Raw genomic sequence first — 15,022 nt, 5'->3', positions numbered from 1 at the left:
GCGCCGACGGCGGTTCCGGTGGTGCCGGTGGTGCCGGTGGTGCCGGCGGTGTGGTCGACGACCGCGACCCCGTTCCGGTGGCCCGGTCGGGGGGTGTGGCGACCGCAATCCTTGAATCCTCCCGGCGACGAGTAGCGACGATGACAGACGGACCCGATTCCGCGAGCGGCGTCGAGCTCTCCAGACGCCGCGCGCTCGGCGTCGTGGCCGCCGGTGCGGTCGGCGCGCTCGCCGGGTGCCTCGGCGGCGGCGACACCATCGACTCGCTCCCCCAGCGCGGCGACCAGCAGGTGATCGCCGACGTGGAGTCGTTCCCGAACCAGGGGAACGAACACGTCCAGCGCGGCACGCAGGTCGACTACGACACCCGACCACCGACCTCCGGACCTCACTATGCGGGGACGGTGCAGGCGGGCTTCTACGAGGAGGCGCAGCCGATGGGCGACGTGATCCACACCCTCGAACACGGCGCCGTCGTCGCGTACTACGACCCCGACGCGATCACGGAGACGGCCCGCGAGAACCTCCAGACGTGGGGGCGGAGCTTCACCGGGACGTGGCAGAGTTTCCTCGCGATGCCGTACCCCTACGACGACCCGGAGACGCCGTACGCGCTCACCGCGTGGCGGCACCTGCTTCGGATGGGCGAGTACGACGAGGCGGCGGTGCGGGCGTTCTGTGCGGAGTACCTCGGGCGCGGCCCGGAGAATCCGGTGCGGTAGGACGCCGGCGGACGCGGCACCGCCTTACAGCGTCAGGTCCGCGGGCGCCGGCGGCATCGCGCGCTTGTGCTTCGACGACTCGTACAGTTCCTCGACGCGGGCGACCTGTTCTTCGGTCACGTCGAGCGCGCGGACGGTCGCGGCGGTCGACAGCGGGCCGTCGATGTGGAGCGCGAGCACGGCGTCGAGCGTGTCGTAGTCGAGCCCCATCTCCTCCTCGTCGGTCTGGCCGGTCCACATCTCCGCCGAGGGTGTCTTCATCACGAGGTCGTGGGGGACGCCGACGTGGGCGGCGAGTTGGCGCACCTGCTGTTTGTACAGGGTGCCGATGGGGTTGCAGTCGACCGCCTGGTCGCCGTACTTCGTGAAGTAGCCCGTGAGCGCCTCGCTGCGGTTGCCGGTCCCGAGCACGAGGCGGTCGTCGGCGTTGGCGGCGAAGTAGTTGAGCACCGCGCGGACGCGGACGCGGACGTTGCTCTCGGCCATCTTGGCGTCCGTCGCCTCGGGGAGCGCGTCGTAGAACGCCTCGGCGATCGGTTCGATCTCGATCACGTCGTACTCGATGCCCAGTTCCATCGCGACGCGCTCGGCGTCGCTCATGTTCTCGTCGGTGTTGACCGACCCGGGCATCACCAGCCCGCGGAGGTTCTCGGCGCCGAGCGCCTCCACGGCGAGGTACGCGACCGTCGTCGAGTCGATGCCGCCCGAGAGGCCGAGGACGGCGCCCTCGGCGCCCGCGGCGTCGACCTGGTCGGCGATGAAGTCGGTGACGTGGTCGCGGACGCGGTCGAGTTCGGCGTCGGAGAGTCGCAGATCCAACGGCGTCGATTCCTCGTCCAGCAGGACGGATTCACTCATCACGGTTCGATACGGTGTCGGGCGACTAATACCCCACTTCCCCGCGCCGGCGCGTGGACGCGCGTCCAGTTCCTCGGCGCCACGAGCGACCGATTAGTTGAAGTGTGGCGGTGGGGTAGGAATCGATGCACAGGGCGCCGTTGGTCCAGTGGTAGGACATTGGCTTCCCAAGCCAATAGCCCGGGTTCAATTCCCGGACGGCGCATTCTTGCGACAAACGAACGTGCGGAGTGGAATCTCCGTCGGGAATTGAAGTAGACGAGACGCGCGCAGCGGAGCGAGCACGTCTCGGCGTGGTTCAATTCCCGGACGGCGCACTCCTCTCGCACTCGAACGAAACAGCCACGGCTTCGTATCGTGTCTCGGTTCGCGTGCGCACCGTCTTCCACGTCTCCACGGTCGATCAGCTCTCGTACGTCGACGCGAAGGTGACCAACCTCCTCGCCGACGAGACAGTCCCGGTCAGCCACGTCGCGGTCGTCGTCGACAACCCCGCGGTCATCGACGCCGCGGAATCGGGCGACGGCCGCGAACGCGTCGAGACGGTGCTCGCGGCCGGCGGCGACGACGCCGAGACGGCGTTCCGCGTCTGCTCGAACGCACTCCGGGGGGCGACCGCGACCCTCGACGATCTCCCACACGGCGTCGAACGCGCCTCCTCCGGCGTCGGCGAACTCACGCGACTCCAAGCAGACGGCTGGGCGTACATCCGCCCGTAGCTCTCGGCGGTCCGATCGTGGGAAGCGCCGGCTTCTTGTCGTCCGGGCCGGCACTCGGCCCCATGCAGCTCCTCCAGTCCGGCGTGGCAGTCGACGGCGGGGTCGACGTCGCGTTCAGGTTCGTCGGACTCGCGGTCAGCCTCGTCGTGTCACTCGGGATCGCGCTCGCCGTGTTCCTCCTCGCACGCTGGGCCGTCCCGCGACTCGTCGACCGACTGGGTGCCCGCTACGACTGGACCGCCAACGGCGAGTCGGTGCTGACGGCCGCCGGCATCGGTGCCGGCGCGACACTCGGCCTCCTGCTCGGCACGTCCGCCGCGGGCTACGCCGGATTCGGTGCGGGCTGGGCGCTCGTCCTCGGCGGCGTCGTCACGGGCGTCGGCGTCGAGCGCCGCCGGATTCGCACCGTCTCACCCGTGTTGGAGGCGCTCGGCCTCCTCGCGGCGCTGCTCGCGGTCGGTGTCGTCACGGTCGCAGTCGGAGGGGTCGTTCGCGTGGCCGGCACGTTCCTCGCGGCGGCGGCGCTGGGGGGACTCGGCAACGCCGCCGTCCAGACGGTGACGAGCCAGCCGGCGGCGCCCGTCGACGAGCAGGCCCGTTAGGCGTCGTCGCTCGCCGTCGCCGACCCGCAGTCGCCCGGATTCTTCGAGAACAGCGACTCGATACCGCCGTCGACGTCGATGCGCGTCTCCACCCCGTAGCAGTCGACGGAGCCGTCGCCCACGTCGAACTCGGTCCACTCGTCGGCGTCGTCGAGGCGGACGAACACCGCGAACGCACCGGGTTCGTCCGCCCAGGTCCGTTCCACCGTCGCCGTCGCCTCACCGTCGCTGGCGCCGTCGGCGCCGAGTTCGTGGCTCGACCAGTGGACTGGCTCGCCGCCGCGCTGGACGAGCACGTGGACGACGTGGTCGCGCGAGTGCTGGTTGACGAGGCGAACGTACGCGAGCCGAGCAGTCCCGTCGGGTGCGGACCGGTCGCCGCCACCGTCCGAACTCGCACAGCCCGCGAGGCCGCCCACCGCGCTCGCGCCGACGCCGGCGAGCACGGCCCGTCGAGTCGCGTTCATACCCGTCACATCCGACGGTGGGCGATAAATGCCGCGCCGCAGTCAGACGGTCGTCTGACGACGGCGGCCGTACTCGCCTCGGAACGGGGCACTCGGCTACGCCAGCCACTCCGCGGGGTCGGTGTCGATCAGGTCCCGCAACTCGGTCGTCGCGCTGTCGTCGTACCGGAGCACGCGCCGCCACCACGGCCCCTTCCCCGAGTCGCTCGACAGGTCGGTGACCAACCGGTTCGCCTCGGCGCCGCCCGCCGGCGTCGACAGCGGCACCGCGCGGTCGAACAGTCGCGAGTCGGCGGGGTCGCCGCGGACGAGCACCGACGCGTCGAACGACTCGCGGTGGACGTGCGCGTTCGAGGCGAACCGCTCGCGGGTCGCGGCATCGGCCGCGCGGTAGTCGTCGCCCGTCAGCACCTCTGCGACGCGGAACTCACCGATCAGGAAGCACCCCCAGTCGGACGGGAGCCAGTCGGCACGGGCGCCCTCGTTGCCGGTGACGGAGAGGGTGGCGTAGAACAGCAGCGAGTCGCCGGGGTTGAGTTGCGAGAGCGGGCGGGCCTTCACGCCGTGGGGGTCGCCGTAGGTGTACGCCTCCCGACCGAGCACGCCGGCGAATTCGGGGTCCAGGTGGACCGGCAAGTCGACGGCGTCGTCGGGGACGTACTCGGCGAGGTCGAGGTCGGCGTACGTCGCGACCGGGTCGCTCGTCGGTTCGTCCTCGGGGATGGGGACGTAGACGAACGAGCCGTCCGGGGACACCGGGCCTCGGCGGCCCGGGAGGTTCGTGTTGGCGGCGACGTTGATGGCGACCGCGCGGGGCATACGTGCGGGTGTCGCCGCGGAGACAAAGCGTCGGTGTTCGGCGGTGGTCGGCGCGCGCCTACAATCAGTCGCTTCGCTCCTGAAACCACCCGCAGACGGTCATCGCTCCGCTCGACCGTCTGCTGTAGGTTGCCTCACTAGCGTTCGGCAAACCACTCACCGAACTTCTCCAACGCCCGCCCGCGGTGGGAGACGCCGTTCTTCTCCGCAGCGTCCATCTCGGCGAACGTCGCGCCGTCGTACTCGAAGATGGGGTCGTAGCCGAAGCCGCCGTCGCCGCGCGCCTCCACGATCCGGCCGCGGACGACGCCCTCGAACAGTTTCACCGGGAGCGGTTCGCGCTCCTCGTCGTCGCGCTCGGCGCCCGCGGCGGCGGCGGCGACCCGGTCGTCGCGGTCGACGGGGTCGGGGCTGGCGTCGAACGCCTCGCCGTCGCAGTACGCGAGCACGCAGCGGAACTCCGCGCGCACGTCGTCGAGTTCGCGTGTGACGAGACGGCGGACCGCCTCGACGCCGAGGGTGTCCTCGACGTACGCCGAGTAGGGGCCGGGGAAGCCGTCGAAGCCGTCGACGAACAGGCCAGCGTCGTCGACGAGCACGGGCTCGCCGGCGTGCCGGTGCGCCTCGCGAGCGCCGTAGGCGGCGATGGGCGCGAGGTCGCTCGCCTGCACCTCGGTGTAGTCGAAGTCGAGTTGGGACACCTCGTCGCCGAGGTACTCCTCGGCCTCGCGGACTTTCCCCGCGTTCGTGGTGACGTACCGGAGCATACCCGCGCTCGGGTCGGCCCTCCCAAATCGGCGTCGATACGCGCCGTCGAGCGACGACCGCCGCCCGACGGCGTTGCGACGAGCGTCAGAGATGACGGCGAGATACACCACCCCCGGGAGCCTTTTACCGAGCGGGAGCGGACGGACCCGCAATGAGCCCCGAGCGGCCCGGCGACGGCCGGGACGGTCCCGACGCCACGTCGCGGGCGGCAGACCGCGAGGCCGAAGTCGGCGAACCCGTCGTCCGCGGCGACCCCGCGGTCACCGGCGAGCGCGCCGAGCGCGCCGCCCGGTTCGACCCGGACGACCCCGAGAGCCTCGCGACCGCCGCCGACACCGTCCGTCGGTTCGCCAGCGAGGCCGTCGCCGGCGACGACAACGTCGTGATGCTGCGCGGCGCCGCCGCCTGCGCGGCGCTCGTGCGCGGCCACGGCTCGTACAAGGCCGCCGCCGAGGCCGCCGGCGACGACGTGCAGGTGTCGTTCATCCGCAAGTGGGCGCGCGTCCACGACCTCCCGGAGTCGGTGCGGCGCCACGTCGCCCGCGGCCACATCGCCCCGACCGCCGCGAAGCACATCGCCCGCGTCGCCGGCGAGGCCCGCTTCACTATCGCGTGGGCGGTGCTCGACGGCGACCTCACCGTCCGCGAGGTGCGGCGCGTCGCCAGCGCGGTCAACGACGGCACAGCCACCGAGGCGGCGCTCCGCGCCGAGGGCGTCACGCCCGGTCGTCTCACCGTCGAGTTGCCGCCGGACGCCTACCGTCGCCTCCGCGACCGCGCCTCCCTGGAGAACCGCGACCCCGGCGACGTGCTCGCAGACGCGCTCGACGACTACTGAGCGGCGGCGTCCGGGTCGGACGCCGACTCGTCGCCGAGGAACGCCCGCGCCGTCGCCGCCAGCACCTCTCGCGCCGTCACCACCTCCGACCACCGAACGGTCTCGTCGGGGAAGTGCGCCTGTTCGATGCTCCCGGGTCCGAACACGACCGTCGGGACGTCGGCCGCGACGTAGTGGCGGTTGTCCGCGCCGTACGTCGCTCCCGTCGGCTTGGTGTCGGCCAGTTCCTCGCCCGACATCGCCCCCTGGAGCGCACGGACGACCGGCTCGCCGGCGGCGATTTCGGCGGGCTCGAACATGATCGAGAACCGCTCGAACGCGGGCGGGTGTTCGCGCAACCACTCGTCGGCGGCGACGACCTCGGCCAGGCGCTCCTCGAACTCCGCCTCCACCTCGTCGACGGTCTCGCCGGGCGCGACGCCCAGGCGCCACTCGGCGGCGAGCGTCCCCGGCACCGTCGACGCCCACGACCCCGCCTCAACGCGCCCGCAGACGATGGGCCACGGTACCTCGAACTCGCCGTACAGCGGGTGGGTGACGCGTTCGCAGCGCTCCGTTTCCAGTTCGGTGAACGCCTCGCGAATCTGCTCGAACAGCGGCAGGGTGTCGACGCCGGTCCACCGCGTGGCGGCGTGGGCGCTCCGGCCCGACAGGCGGAGTCGCTTCATCACGGTGCCCTCGGTCGCCGTCACCGCCCGCAACTCGGTCGGCTCGGCGACGACGGCGGCGTCGCGCTCGAACGGGTACGGCGAGTCGAGGGCGGCCGCCGCCGCGCCGATGCCGCCCTCCTCCTCGCCGGCGACGGCTTCGACGACGATGCGGCCGTCGAGGTCGACAGCCCCCTGCTCGACCGCCTCGCGCACGTCGAGCGCGGCGTGGACGCACGCCGCGACGGCCGCCTTCATGTCGACGGCGCCGCGGCAGGTGAGCGTCTCGGCCCCGTCGTCTGCCTCGCCCCACACCGGCTCGAACGGGTCGCTCGACCACAGTTCCTCGTCCGCCGGCACCACGTCGAGGTGGCCGTTCAACACGAGCGTCGGGCCGGCGTCGGGGTCGCCGAGTTCGAGCACCCCGGCGACGCTCGGGCGGTCGGCGGCGTCGATGGCCGCGGGGTCGTCGGGGAACGACGGGTGCTCGGCGAGGCGTTCGGGGTCGGCCTCCCACGTGTACGTCTCGAAGCCGGCGGCGTCCAGCACGTCGCGGAGCCACGCGGCCGCGGGCGCCTCCGTGCCGTCGGTCGTGTCGAACTCGCACAGTCGGGTCGTGAGGTCCCGGAGGTCTGGGACGGTCATGGCGGCCCGTCGAGTCCCAGTGTCAAGGCCGTGTGGGTGGCGACGGACGGCGCCGCCGCCGGTCGGTTCCTAAACGCTTATGCGCGAACGGCGGCAAGCGATGCGTGCAGGGCTGGTAGCTCAGTTAGGGAGAGCGTCCGGCTTTTAACCGGACGGTCGGGGGTTCGAATCCCTCCCAGCCCGCTTTCCTGCGAACGTCAGTGAGCAGTGAAAGCGTTCGCTGGAGGGATTCGAAGTAGACGGCGGCGAGCGAACGCGAGCCGACGGTGTGGTTCGAATCCCTCCCAGCCCGCTTCTGCGAGGCACATCGAACGCCACGAGCGACGCGACTGGCTACCGCAACTCCCGTTCGAGGAACGCCACCGCCGCCTCGACCGCGGCGTCGTCGTCGTGCGCACGCGGGAGTTGGAGTCGGTACGCGGTCGCCCCGGCGTCGAGCACGACCGCGTCGCCGCGTCGACCGACCGCCGTCAACGAGTCGTACGGGACAGTCAGGCGGCCTCCGTGGTCGCCGTCGACGACGACTACGACCGCGGTGTCGGTGAACGCCGCCGCCGCCTCGCCGCGGAACCCGGCGTCGGTGTCACCGGCGACCGGGTCGGCCGCGCGCAGCGCGAGGAGGTGGTGGGGCTGGTCGTACTCGGGGAGAGCGTCGACGACGGGCGGGAAGCCCCGCTCGGTGCCACCGAGTCGCGGTGCGGTGACGGAGTCGCCGACGGCGTCGGCCACGGTGTCGACGAGCGTGGGGGCCGACTCCTCGTCGGCGTCGGTTCCACCTTCGGCGTACTCGATGGGCAGGTCGTTCGCTGCTGCCGAACTGCCGGCGCGGCCGAACCCGTCCCGACGGGAGTCTGCGTGCCCCTCGCCGGCGCGGCCCGCACGGTTCGAGACGACACCGTCGGTCGGCGGTTGACACGCGTCAGCGGTCCCATCGTCCGTCACGTCGCCCTCGGCGTCGGTCCGTCGCGCGACGTCGCCGCGGGACGACGCCGCGTCGGCCCCGTCGGCGGTGGAGAACTCCCGCGGCGGCACCGTCGGGTCGGCGCCGGGACGGCGGAAGTGGAGGTCGAACACCGCACCCTCCGGGTCGTTCGACCGGACGGAGACGTCTCCGCCGTACAGTTCCATGAGGCGGTCGACGAAGAAGAGGCTCAGCCCCTCCCCGTGTTCGACCTGGGTGTGCTCGCCGTTGCCGAAGATTTCGGCGTAGCGGTCGGGGTCGACGCCGGGGCCGTTGTCGGCGACCGACAGGACCGTCTGGTCGGCGTGTTCGGTCGTCGACAGCGTGATCTCGACGTGCTCTTTGTCGTTGTGCTCGACGGCGTTCTCGATGACGGCGTGCAGCGCGCCCGCGAGCATCTCGTCGGCCAACACCGGCGTCGGCTGTGACACGTCGTCGGTGATCCGGACGCCGTCGGTGGGCACGTCCGCGACCGCGTCTTCTATCGCGGTCGCGAGGTCGATGGGGCGGAGCGTCCCGTGTTCGCCCGCGAGCACGCCGCTGAAGCGGCGCGTGGTCCGCGCGTGGTCGAGCATGTCGTCGACGCGGTCGGCGGCGGTGTCGAGCGAGTCGAGCAGGCGCGACACCTCCTGGGCGTCGACGCGGTCGACCACCTCGTCGGCGACGCGCTCGATGTGGCCGAGCACGACGTTCGCGTCGTTGCGGAGGTTGTGGCGCAACACCCGGTTGAGGATGCGTAGCGACTCCTCGTAGCGGCGGTGGCGGGTCATGTCGGTGAAGACGGCGATGTAGCCGCGGACCTCGCCGCCGGCGGTGAGCGGGGAGAACGAGCCACGACCGTAGACGACGCGACCGTCGGTGGCCGTCGACTCGAACTCGCCGACCCACGCGTCGCCCGCGAGCAACGTCTCCTCGATTTCGGCGTAGACGGCGTCGTCGTCGACGAGTCGGCGGGGCGTCGACCCGATCAGCGCCCCGCGCGAGGACCCCGTGAACTCACGGGCCGCCTCGTTGACGTCCGTGATCACGAGGTTCGTGTCCGCGATGACGGCCGGGCTGTCTGTCTCCCGGAACGCTTCGCGGTACAGATCCGATTCGGTAAGTGACATGTTGAGTGACTATCCCGCCGTCGAAGTACCCACCGGTTACTATCCCGTTATAAACAGTCTTTCGTCAGACGATTGTCGTACGGTAGTCACTCGCCGAATCGGTCTTTCGAGGAAATTCGACCGACTACGGCGACCGGTTCGGGCCGTCGTGTGTCGATCGTCTGATAAGTGTCGGAGGGTTGTCAGCCTTCGCCGTGGTAGGTGCCGTCGTACCGGCCCTCGTGGTCGGCCGCCGCGAGGACGAACTGCGCGACGCGCGCGCCCGGTTCCAGTTCGATGGGGGCGCCCACCTGCAGGAGGCCCTCGCCGCGCCCCTCGTAGCCCGCGTCCCAGACCGCGGTGTTCAGCATACAGGAGTTGCGCAGCAGCGTCGAGCGCGGATAGACGAAGCCGACGTGGTCGTCCGGAATCTGGAGCCGTTCGCCGTACTTGAGCACGTACGCGCCCGGGTCAAGACGGTACAGTCCGTCGACCGGGTCGACCTCACGGCGGTCGCCGACGGTCTTTCCGTCCCGCGTGATGCGGCCCGGTGTGGTCTGTTCGTACAGCGAGTCGACGGTGAGGTCGACTCCGTTCGGTTGGACCTGCTCCTCGCGGAGCGGGTCGACGTGGTCGGCGACGAACGCGCCCGACTCGTACATACCGGTGAGAGATACAGGCCGACCGAAAAGCCCGCCGGTCGGACGCCGTCGCCGAACTCCCGGAAGCGACTGTCACGCGAAACCCGTCTTGGGAGTGACGAACGAACGATTACTCGGGTCGCGAGTGAGCGTTCGACGCAATAATTACCGGACTGCGTGGGGGTCTATCACGAACGTCGGGGTGGAAACTCGCCGGATTTATATCCGCCGGGCGTCGATACGCGGACGATATGGGACAGACGATCACGGAGCAGATTCTCGACGACCACCTCGTCGAGGGCGAGCTGACGCCCGGCGAGGAGATCGGGATCGAGATCGACCAGGTTCTCACACAGGACACGACGGGTACGATGGTCTGGCTCCAGTTCGAGGCGCTGGAGCTGGACCAGGTCCAGACGGAACTGGCCGCGCAGTACTGTGACCACCAGACGTACCAGTTCGACTTCAAGAACACCGACGACCACCGCTTCCTCCGCTCTGCGGCTGGTACCTACGGCGCGTTCTTCTCCCGCCCCGGCAACGGTATCTGCCACCAGGTGCACAAGGAGAACTTCGCGGCGCCCGGCAAGACGCTGCTCGGCTCCGACTCGCACACGCCGACCCCCGGCGGCCTCGGCCAGCTGGCGATCGGTGCGGGCGGCCTCGACATCGCGGTCGCGATGGGCGGCGGCGCCTACTACGTCGAGATGCCGGAAGTCGTCAACGTCGAGCTGACCGGCGAGCTCCCTGAGTGGGCGACGGCGAAGGACGTCGCGCTCCACCTGCTGGGCGAGCTGACCGTCAAGGGCGGCGTCGGCAAGGTGCTCGAGTACACCGGCCCCGGTGTCGAGAACCTCACCATCCCCGAGCGCACGACCATCACGAACCTCGGCACGGAGCTGGGCGCCACGTCGTCCATCTTCGGCACCGACGAGAAGACCGAGGACTGGCTCGCGCGCCAGGACCGCGAGGAGGAGTACGTCGAGCTGACGCCCGACGACGACGCGGAGTACGCCGACACCATCGAGGTCGACCTCTCGGACCTCGAGCCGCTCATCGCCAAGCCGTCGATGCCCGACAACGTCGTCCCGGTCCGCGAGGTCGCGGGCGAGGACGTCGAGCAGGTCATCATCGGCTCCTGTACGAACGGCGCCTACGAGGACATCCTCCCCGGCGCGAAGATGCTGAAGGGCCGCGAGGTCGCCAAGAAGACCGAGATGATCGTGGCGCCCGGCTCCAAGCAGGCGTCCGAGATGCTCGCCCGCGAGGGCTGGACGGCCGAGATGATGGCCGCCGGTGTCAACTTCTCCGAGGCGACGTGTGGTGCCTGTATCGGCATCGGCCACGTGCCCGCCTCCGACTCCGTCTCGCTGCGGACGTTCAACCGCAACTTCGAGGGCCGCTCGGGCATCGAGGACGACTCGGTGTACCTCTGCTCGCCCGAGGTCGCCACGGCGGCGGCCATCACCGGCGAGATCGTCGACCCGCGTGACCTCGCCGACGAACTCGGCGACCTCGAGGCGCCCGGCCTCGAGATGGGCACGAAGTACGGCCCCGGCATGGGCGAGTCCGACCCGGACATCATCAGCCCCGACGAGGCCGTCGACGACGACCTCATCAAGGGCCCGAACATCGGCGACGTCCCCCTGAAGGACGAGCTCGCGTCGGACATCCACGGCGAGGCGCTCCTCAAGATGGAGGACAACATCACGACCGACCACATCATCCCGGCGACGGCGGACATCCTCAAGTTCCGCTCGAACATCGAGAAGCTCTCGGAGTTCACGCTGAGCCGCGTCGACGACACGTTCGCGCAGCGCGCGCTGGACGCCGACGGCGGCTTCCTCGTGGCCGGCGAGAACTACGGCCAGGGCTCCTCGCGTGAGCACGCGGCCCTGTGCCCGATGTTCCTCGGCGTCGAGGGTGTGCTCGCACAGAGCTTCGCCCGCATCCACAAGGCGAACCTGTTCAACTTCGGTCTCGTGCCCCTCACCATCGACGAGGAGACGTACGAGAACATCGACCAGGGTGACGACGTGGAGATCGTCGACGACGTGGGCGAGGGTGTGCGCAACGGCGCCACCGAGTTCACCATCCGCGTGAACGACGACTGGGAGGCGACCGCGCAGCTCGACGCCTCCGAGCGCGAGCGCAAGATCCTCGCGGCGGGTGGCAAGCTCTCGTGGACGAAGCAGCAGCACGAGTCCGACGGCGGCGCCGCGCCCGCGGACGACTAAGGCGAGACGCGAGGCGCAGCCGAGCGTCTCGGTAACGCGGCGGAGCGGTCTCGGGCCGCTGCGCCCACAATCAGTTTCTCTCACTCTCTTTCGACGCGCCCGGCCAGCGGCGCGAGCGGCCTCGACGCTTCCGTTCGCCAACCAGAACTGCCAGTTCACTTATGGCGACGAACTCCTAGGCCCTAACCGTGACCACCTCGCGCGGCGCCGCCGCGGGCGACGACGCGAACGGCGACCCGAGGGTCCGACCCGTCGAGCGGGCTGACCTCCTCGGCGTGTTCCGCATCGAGAAGGCAGTGTTCACCCAGCCGTGGCCGTACGCGGCGTTCGAGCAGTTGCTCGACGCCCCGGCGTTCCTCGTCGCCGAAGGCGACGGCGCCGGGTCGCCCGATACGGCACGGATCGACGCCGGCGACGTGCTCGGCTACGTCGTCGGCGACCTCACGCCGAACCACGGTCGCGACCTCGGCCACATCAAGGATCTGGCGGTCCGACCCGACGTGCAGGGGCACGGCCTCGGTCGGCGACTGCTCCGCGCGGCGCTGCGGGACCTGGCGGCCAACGGTGCGAGCGTCGTGAAGTTGGAGGTGCGCGAGAGCAACCACCCCGCACAGGCGCTGTACAGCGACGAGGGGTTCCGGCCAGCGCGGCGGGTCCCTCGGTACTACGGCGACGGCGAGGCGGCGTTCGTCATGCGCCTCGACGTGGGCGAGTGGGTCCGTCGGCAGAACGCGACCGAGGAGTAGCCGGTCGCGAACGCGGACGGTTTTTGCGCGTCGCGCTCCCACGGCCAGTATGGGATACGCGTGTCCGGTGTGTGAGACGCCCCAGCGCGACGGCGAGCACCTGGCGAACCACCTCGCGTTCACGGCGATGCTCCGCAACGACGAGCACGAGGCGTGGCTGGACGAGCACGTCGACGACTGGGGCGACCGAACGCCCGCGGACTTGGCGTCGGTCGTCACCGAGCACGCCGCCGAGCGCGAGTACGACGAGGTGTTCGAGGACACTGCGGGGTCGACCGGAGGGAGACCCCGAGGCGAACGGGGAGCGGACGCGACCCGTGAGCACGGCGGCGGCCACGACCACGCGCATGGCCACCAGCACGGCCACGGCGACCCCGCGCGCCCCGACGTGAGCGGCGGGGGTGCGATGGGCGGCGCCGCGGAGGCGGTCGTCGACGACGCCGTCGAGTCCGTGCTGGAGGAGGCACAGGAGTTGACGGAGGCGATGTACGGACTGGACGAGGATGCAGAAGACCGGTCGACCGGCGGTGACGAGACGGCCAGCGACACCGACGACGCCGACGAGGAGTAGCGCACCGGCACCCGGAAGGGAACCACTCTTGGGTCGCACGCCCCCAGCGACGGGTATGGACACCGAAGGGACGCTCGCGCCGGCGACGCCCGCCGAGGCCCGCGCGGAGTACGACGAACTCGTGCCCGCCGCGAAGGTCGCCGTCCGCGAGGCGACGAAGGCGATGGCGTTCGACCGCGCGGAGTACGCCGACCGCGTCACCGGCGAGGTGGTCGAGACGGTCCGCGATTCGCTGTTCGCCTCGCTGTTGCGCGTCCACGTCGGCACGCGCGAGGAGTACGACGAGTGGCTCGCCGACCACCCCGCGTACGAGGCCGACCTGGCGGGCAGCGAGAACGTCGACAACGTCGTCTGGCACCCGGTCGCGTTCCCCGTCGACGACCCCGCCGTCGACGGCGACGACGGCAAGGTCGTCGTCGCGGCGACGTGGCAGGCAGAGCGCGAGGCCGCGCTCGGGACCCTCCGCCGGCGGGCGTTCGGGCGGGTGTACCGCGGCGTCGTCGACGCGGACGCGGACCCCAACGAGGCCGACGACGCCGAATCGGCCGGCGACACGGTCGACGAGCCGTAACGCGTTTTCGCCGTCGGCCCCTACCCCGCCCATGCGCTCGGTCACGCGGAACTTCCTCCTCGGCGTGCTCGCCGTCGTCGTGGTGTTGCTCGCGCTCGGCGCGCTCCCCTCGTACCTCGGCGCGGGCGACCCGTACTACCTGACCGCCGAACCGGTCGCCGACGACGGGCCGGCGTTCACGCTGAACGCGACCGAGGGCGGCATCGCCGAGCGGCGCTACGAGTACTTCTTCGCCGCCGTCGAGTCGACCGACAACCGGTCTGCGGGCTACCAGCGCGGCCCGTACGGGCTGAAAGAGGAGTTCACCCACTCCCCGTTCGACGAACTGGCGACGTTCCGGGAGTTCGCGCCCGCGGGCGCCGTCGACGGCGACGCGGTGTTCGTCCGATACAACGAAACCCGCTACCGCGTAACCGTCGTCCAACCGTGAGCGACGACCCCCACGACACCCCCGACGACACCCCCGACGCCGACCGCGCGGCAGACAGGACCGACGCGACGACCGACGGCTGGACCTCGGACGAACCCGACTTCGACGACGGCCGCCGCCACGACTGGCCCGGCGAACCGGACTGGCCCGTCCGCGAGTCGGTCGTCGAGTACGAGACCGGCTGGCAGACAGCCGGCTACGACCTCGTCGAGCACCCCGACGGCTCGACGAAGAAGTACTACTGGGCGGAGTTGGCGACGGCAGTCGTCGTAGTCGCGCGCGCCGACGACCGCCTGCTGATGGTCGAGCAGTACCGCCCGACCGTCCGCAACACCCAGTTGGAACTGCCCGCGGGCATCGTCGACGCCGGGGAGTCGTACACTGAAGCCGGCCGCCGGGAACTGCGCGAGGAGACCGGCTTCGCGGCGTCGAGCGTCTCGCTGTTGGGCGAAGTGCAGTGCACGACCGGCCTCCTGCGTCACACTCGTGGGTTCGTGTTCTGCGAGGGGTTGGAGCCGGTCGGGCAGGACCTCGACGACAACGAGTACCTCGTCCCGAGGAGCGTCCCCGTCGACGAGGCGCTGGAGGTGATCCAGTCGCCGCCGACGAACGACGCGACACTGGAGGGCGTGTTGCTGGCTCGCGAAGAGGGACTACTGTAGGCGACGCGGCGCCCGGAACCAGCCCGCGAG

17 protein-coding genes and 2 tRNA genes are annotated in these 15,022 nt (G+C 70.7%); 12 read left to right on the top strand and 7 right to left on the bottom strand.

The genetic code is table 11. From position 1 onward, the window contains the following. The first annotated feature begins 140 nt into the window (after window positions 1-140). On the top strand, window positions 141-722 hold the full coding sequence (locus P0R32_RS03515) for a thioredoxin-like domain-containing protein (RefSeq protein ID WP_276238547.1): 582 nt from the start codon (window positions 141-143) through the stop codon (window positions 720-722). Window positions 723-746: 24 nt separating this feature from the next. Here the strand turns inward: P0R32_RS03515 and P0R32_RS03510 are convergent, their stop codons facing one another. Further along, window positions 747-1,580: an NAD+ synthase gene (locus tag P0R32_RS03510; protein WP_276238545.1), complete on the bottom strand. Its 834-nt coding sequence runs from the start codon at window positions 1,578-1,580 to the stop codon at window positions 747-749. A gap of 134 nt (window positions 1,581-1,714) precedes the next feature. On the opposite strand from P0R32_RS03510, the gene P0R32_RS03505 reads away from it, so the two are divergent. From P0R32_RS03505 to P0R32_RS03495, 3 genes are all read left to right on the top strand, one after another. Continuing rightward, window positions 1,715-1,785: transfer RNA gene (locus tag P0R32_RS03505), tRNA-Gly, on the top strand. 166 nt (window positions 1,786-1,951) lie between these two features. Then, window positions 1,952-2,299, top strand: coding sequence for a DsrE family protein (locus P0R32_RS03500; RefSeq protein WP_276238544.1), 348 nt, complete (start codon window positions 1,952-1,954; stop codon window positions 2,297-2,299). A 62-nt stretch (window positions 2,300-2,361) separates the two neighbouring features. After that, window positions 2,362-2,901: a hypothetical protein gene (locus tag P0R32_RS03495; protein WP_276238543.1), complete on the top strand. Its 540-nt coding sequence runs from the start codon at window positions 2,362-2,364 to the stop codon at window positions 2,899-2,901. Here the strand turns inward: P0R32_RS03495 and P0R32_RS03490 are convergent. From P0R32_RS03490 to P0R32_RS03480, 3 genes are all read right to left on the bottom strand, one after another. Beyond that, window positions 2,898-3,368, bottom strand: coding sequence for a hypothetical protein (locus P0R32_RS03490; protein WP_276238542.1), 471 nt, complete (start codon window positions 3,366-3,368; stop codon window positions 2,898-2,900). The genes P0R32_RS03495 and P0R32_RS03490 overlap by 4 nt on opposite strands. Before the next feature lie 96 nt (window positions 3,369-3,464). Next, window positions 3,465-4,187: an Nmad3 family putative nucleotide modification protein gene (locus P0R32_RS03485; RefSeq protein WP_276238541.1), complete on the bottom strand. Its 723-nt coding sequence runs from the start codon at window positions 4,185-4,187 to the stop codon at window positions 3,465-3,467. A gap of 137 nt (window positions 4,188-4,324) precedes the next feature. Continuing rightward, a complete protein-coding gene (locus P0R32_RS03480) occupies window positions 4,325-4,954 on the bottom strand; it encodes a non-canonical purine NTP pyrophosphatase (RefSeq protein WP_276238540.1) in 630 nt (209 codons plus the stop codon). 152 nt (window positions 4,955-5,106) lie between these two features. Here P0R32_RS03480 and P0R32_RS03475 point away from each other — a divergent pair, with 152 nt between their 5' ends. Further along, a complete protein-coding gene (locus tag P0R32_RS03475) occupies window positions 5,107-5,793 on the top strand; it encodes a DUF7119 family protein (protein ID WP_276238539.1) in 687 nt (228 codons plus the stop codon). Here P0R32_RS03475 and P0R32_RS03470 read toward each other — a convergent pair. After that, a complete protein-coding gene (locus P0R32_RS03470; RefSeq protein ID WP_276238538.1) occupies window positions 5,787-7,085 on the bottom strand; it encodes a M20/M25/M40 family metallo-hydrolase in 1,299 nt (432 codons plus the stop codon). The two genes, P0R32_RS03475 and P0R32_RS03470, sit on opposite strands and share 7 nt — an antisense overlap. 109 nt (window positions 7,086-7,194) lie before the next feature. Between P0R32_RS03470 and P0R32_RS03465 the strand changes: the two genes are divergently transcribed. Further along, a tRNA-Lys gene (locus tag P0R32_RS03465) sits at window positions 7,195-7,268 on the top strand. A 150-nt stretch (window positions 7,269-7,418) separates the two neighbouring features. Here P0R32_RS03465 and P0R32_RS03460 read toward each other — a convergent pair. Beyond that, window positions 7,419-9,155 (bottom strand): sensor histidine kinase, encoded by a 1,737-nt coding sequence (locus tag P0R32_RS03460; protein WP_276238537.1) that lies wholly within the window; start codon window positions 9,153-9,155, stop codon window positions 7,419-7,421. Between the two features lie 182 nt (window positions 9,156-9,337). Next, window positions 9,338-9,796 (bottom strand): deoxyuridine 5'-triphosphate nucleotidohydrolase, encoded by a 459-nt coding sequence (locus P0R32_RS03455; protein WP_276238535.1) that lies wholly within the window; start codon window positions 9,794-9,796, stop codon window positions 9,338-9,340. Between the two features lie 230 nt (window positions 9,797-10,026). Here P0R32_RS03455 and P0R32_RS03450 point away from each other — a divergent pair, with 230 nt between their 5' ends. The 6 genes from P0R32_RS03450 to P0R32_RS03425 all read left to right on the top strand — a co-directional run bounded on the left by P0R32_RS03450 (window position 10,027) and on the right by P0R32_RS03425 (window position 14,992). Further along, window positions 10,027-12,012 carry an aconitate hydratase gene (locus P0R32_RS03450; RefSeq protein ID WP_276238534.1) on the top strand — a complete coding sequence of 662 codons (1,986 nt, stop codon included), beginning with the start codon at window positions 10,027-10,029 and terminating at the stop codon, window positions 12,010-12,012. 188 nt (window positions 12,013-12,200) lie between these two features. Continuing rightward, complete coding sequence (rimI, locus tag P0R32_RS03445) at window positions 12,201-12,758, top strand: ribosomal protein S18-alanine N-acetyltransferase (RefSeq protein ID WP_276238533.1); 558 nt, start codon at window positions 12,201-12,203, stop codon at window positions 12,756-12,758. Window positions 12,759-12,807: 49 nt separating this feature from the next. Continuing rightward, entirely contained in the window at window positions 12,808-13,329 is a 522-nt protein-coding gene (locus P0R32_RS03440) for a DUF5810 domain-containing protein (protein WP_276238532.1), read from the top strand. A 55-nt stretch (window positions 13,330-13,384) separates the two neighbouring features. Beyond that, complete coding sequence (locus P0R32_RS03435) at window positions 13,385-13,900, top strand: DUF5809 family protein (RefSeq protein WP_276238530.1); 516 nt, start codon at window positions 13,385-13,387, stop codon at window positions 13,898-13,900. A 31-nt stretch (window positions 13,901-13,931) separates the two neighbouring features. After that, window positions 13,932-14,330, top strand: a complete 399-nt coding sequence (locus P0R32_RS03430) for a hypothetical protein (protein ID WP_276238529.1) — start codon at window positions 13,932-13,934, stop codon at window positions 14,328-14,330. Then, window positions 14,327-14,992: an NUDIX hydrolase gene (locus tag P0R32_RS03425; RefSeq protein ID WP_276238528.1), complete on the top strand. Its 666-nt coding sequence runs from the start codon at window positions 14,327-14,329 to the stop codon at window positions 14,990-14,992. Before P0R32_RS03430 ends, P0R32_RS03425 begins: the two co-directional genes overlap by 4 nt. Window positions 14,993-15,022: the final 30 nt, after the last annotated feature.

Source organism: Halobaculum marinum (assembly GCF_029338555.1).
Classification (GTDB): Archaea; Halobacteriota; Halobacteria; order Halobacteriales; family Haloferacaceae; genus Halobaculum; species Halobaculum marinum.
The sequence above is the reverse complement of the archived record's forward strand: the minus strand, read 5'-3'. Positions and strand labels throughout refer to the sequence as shown.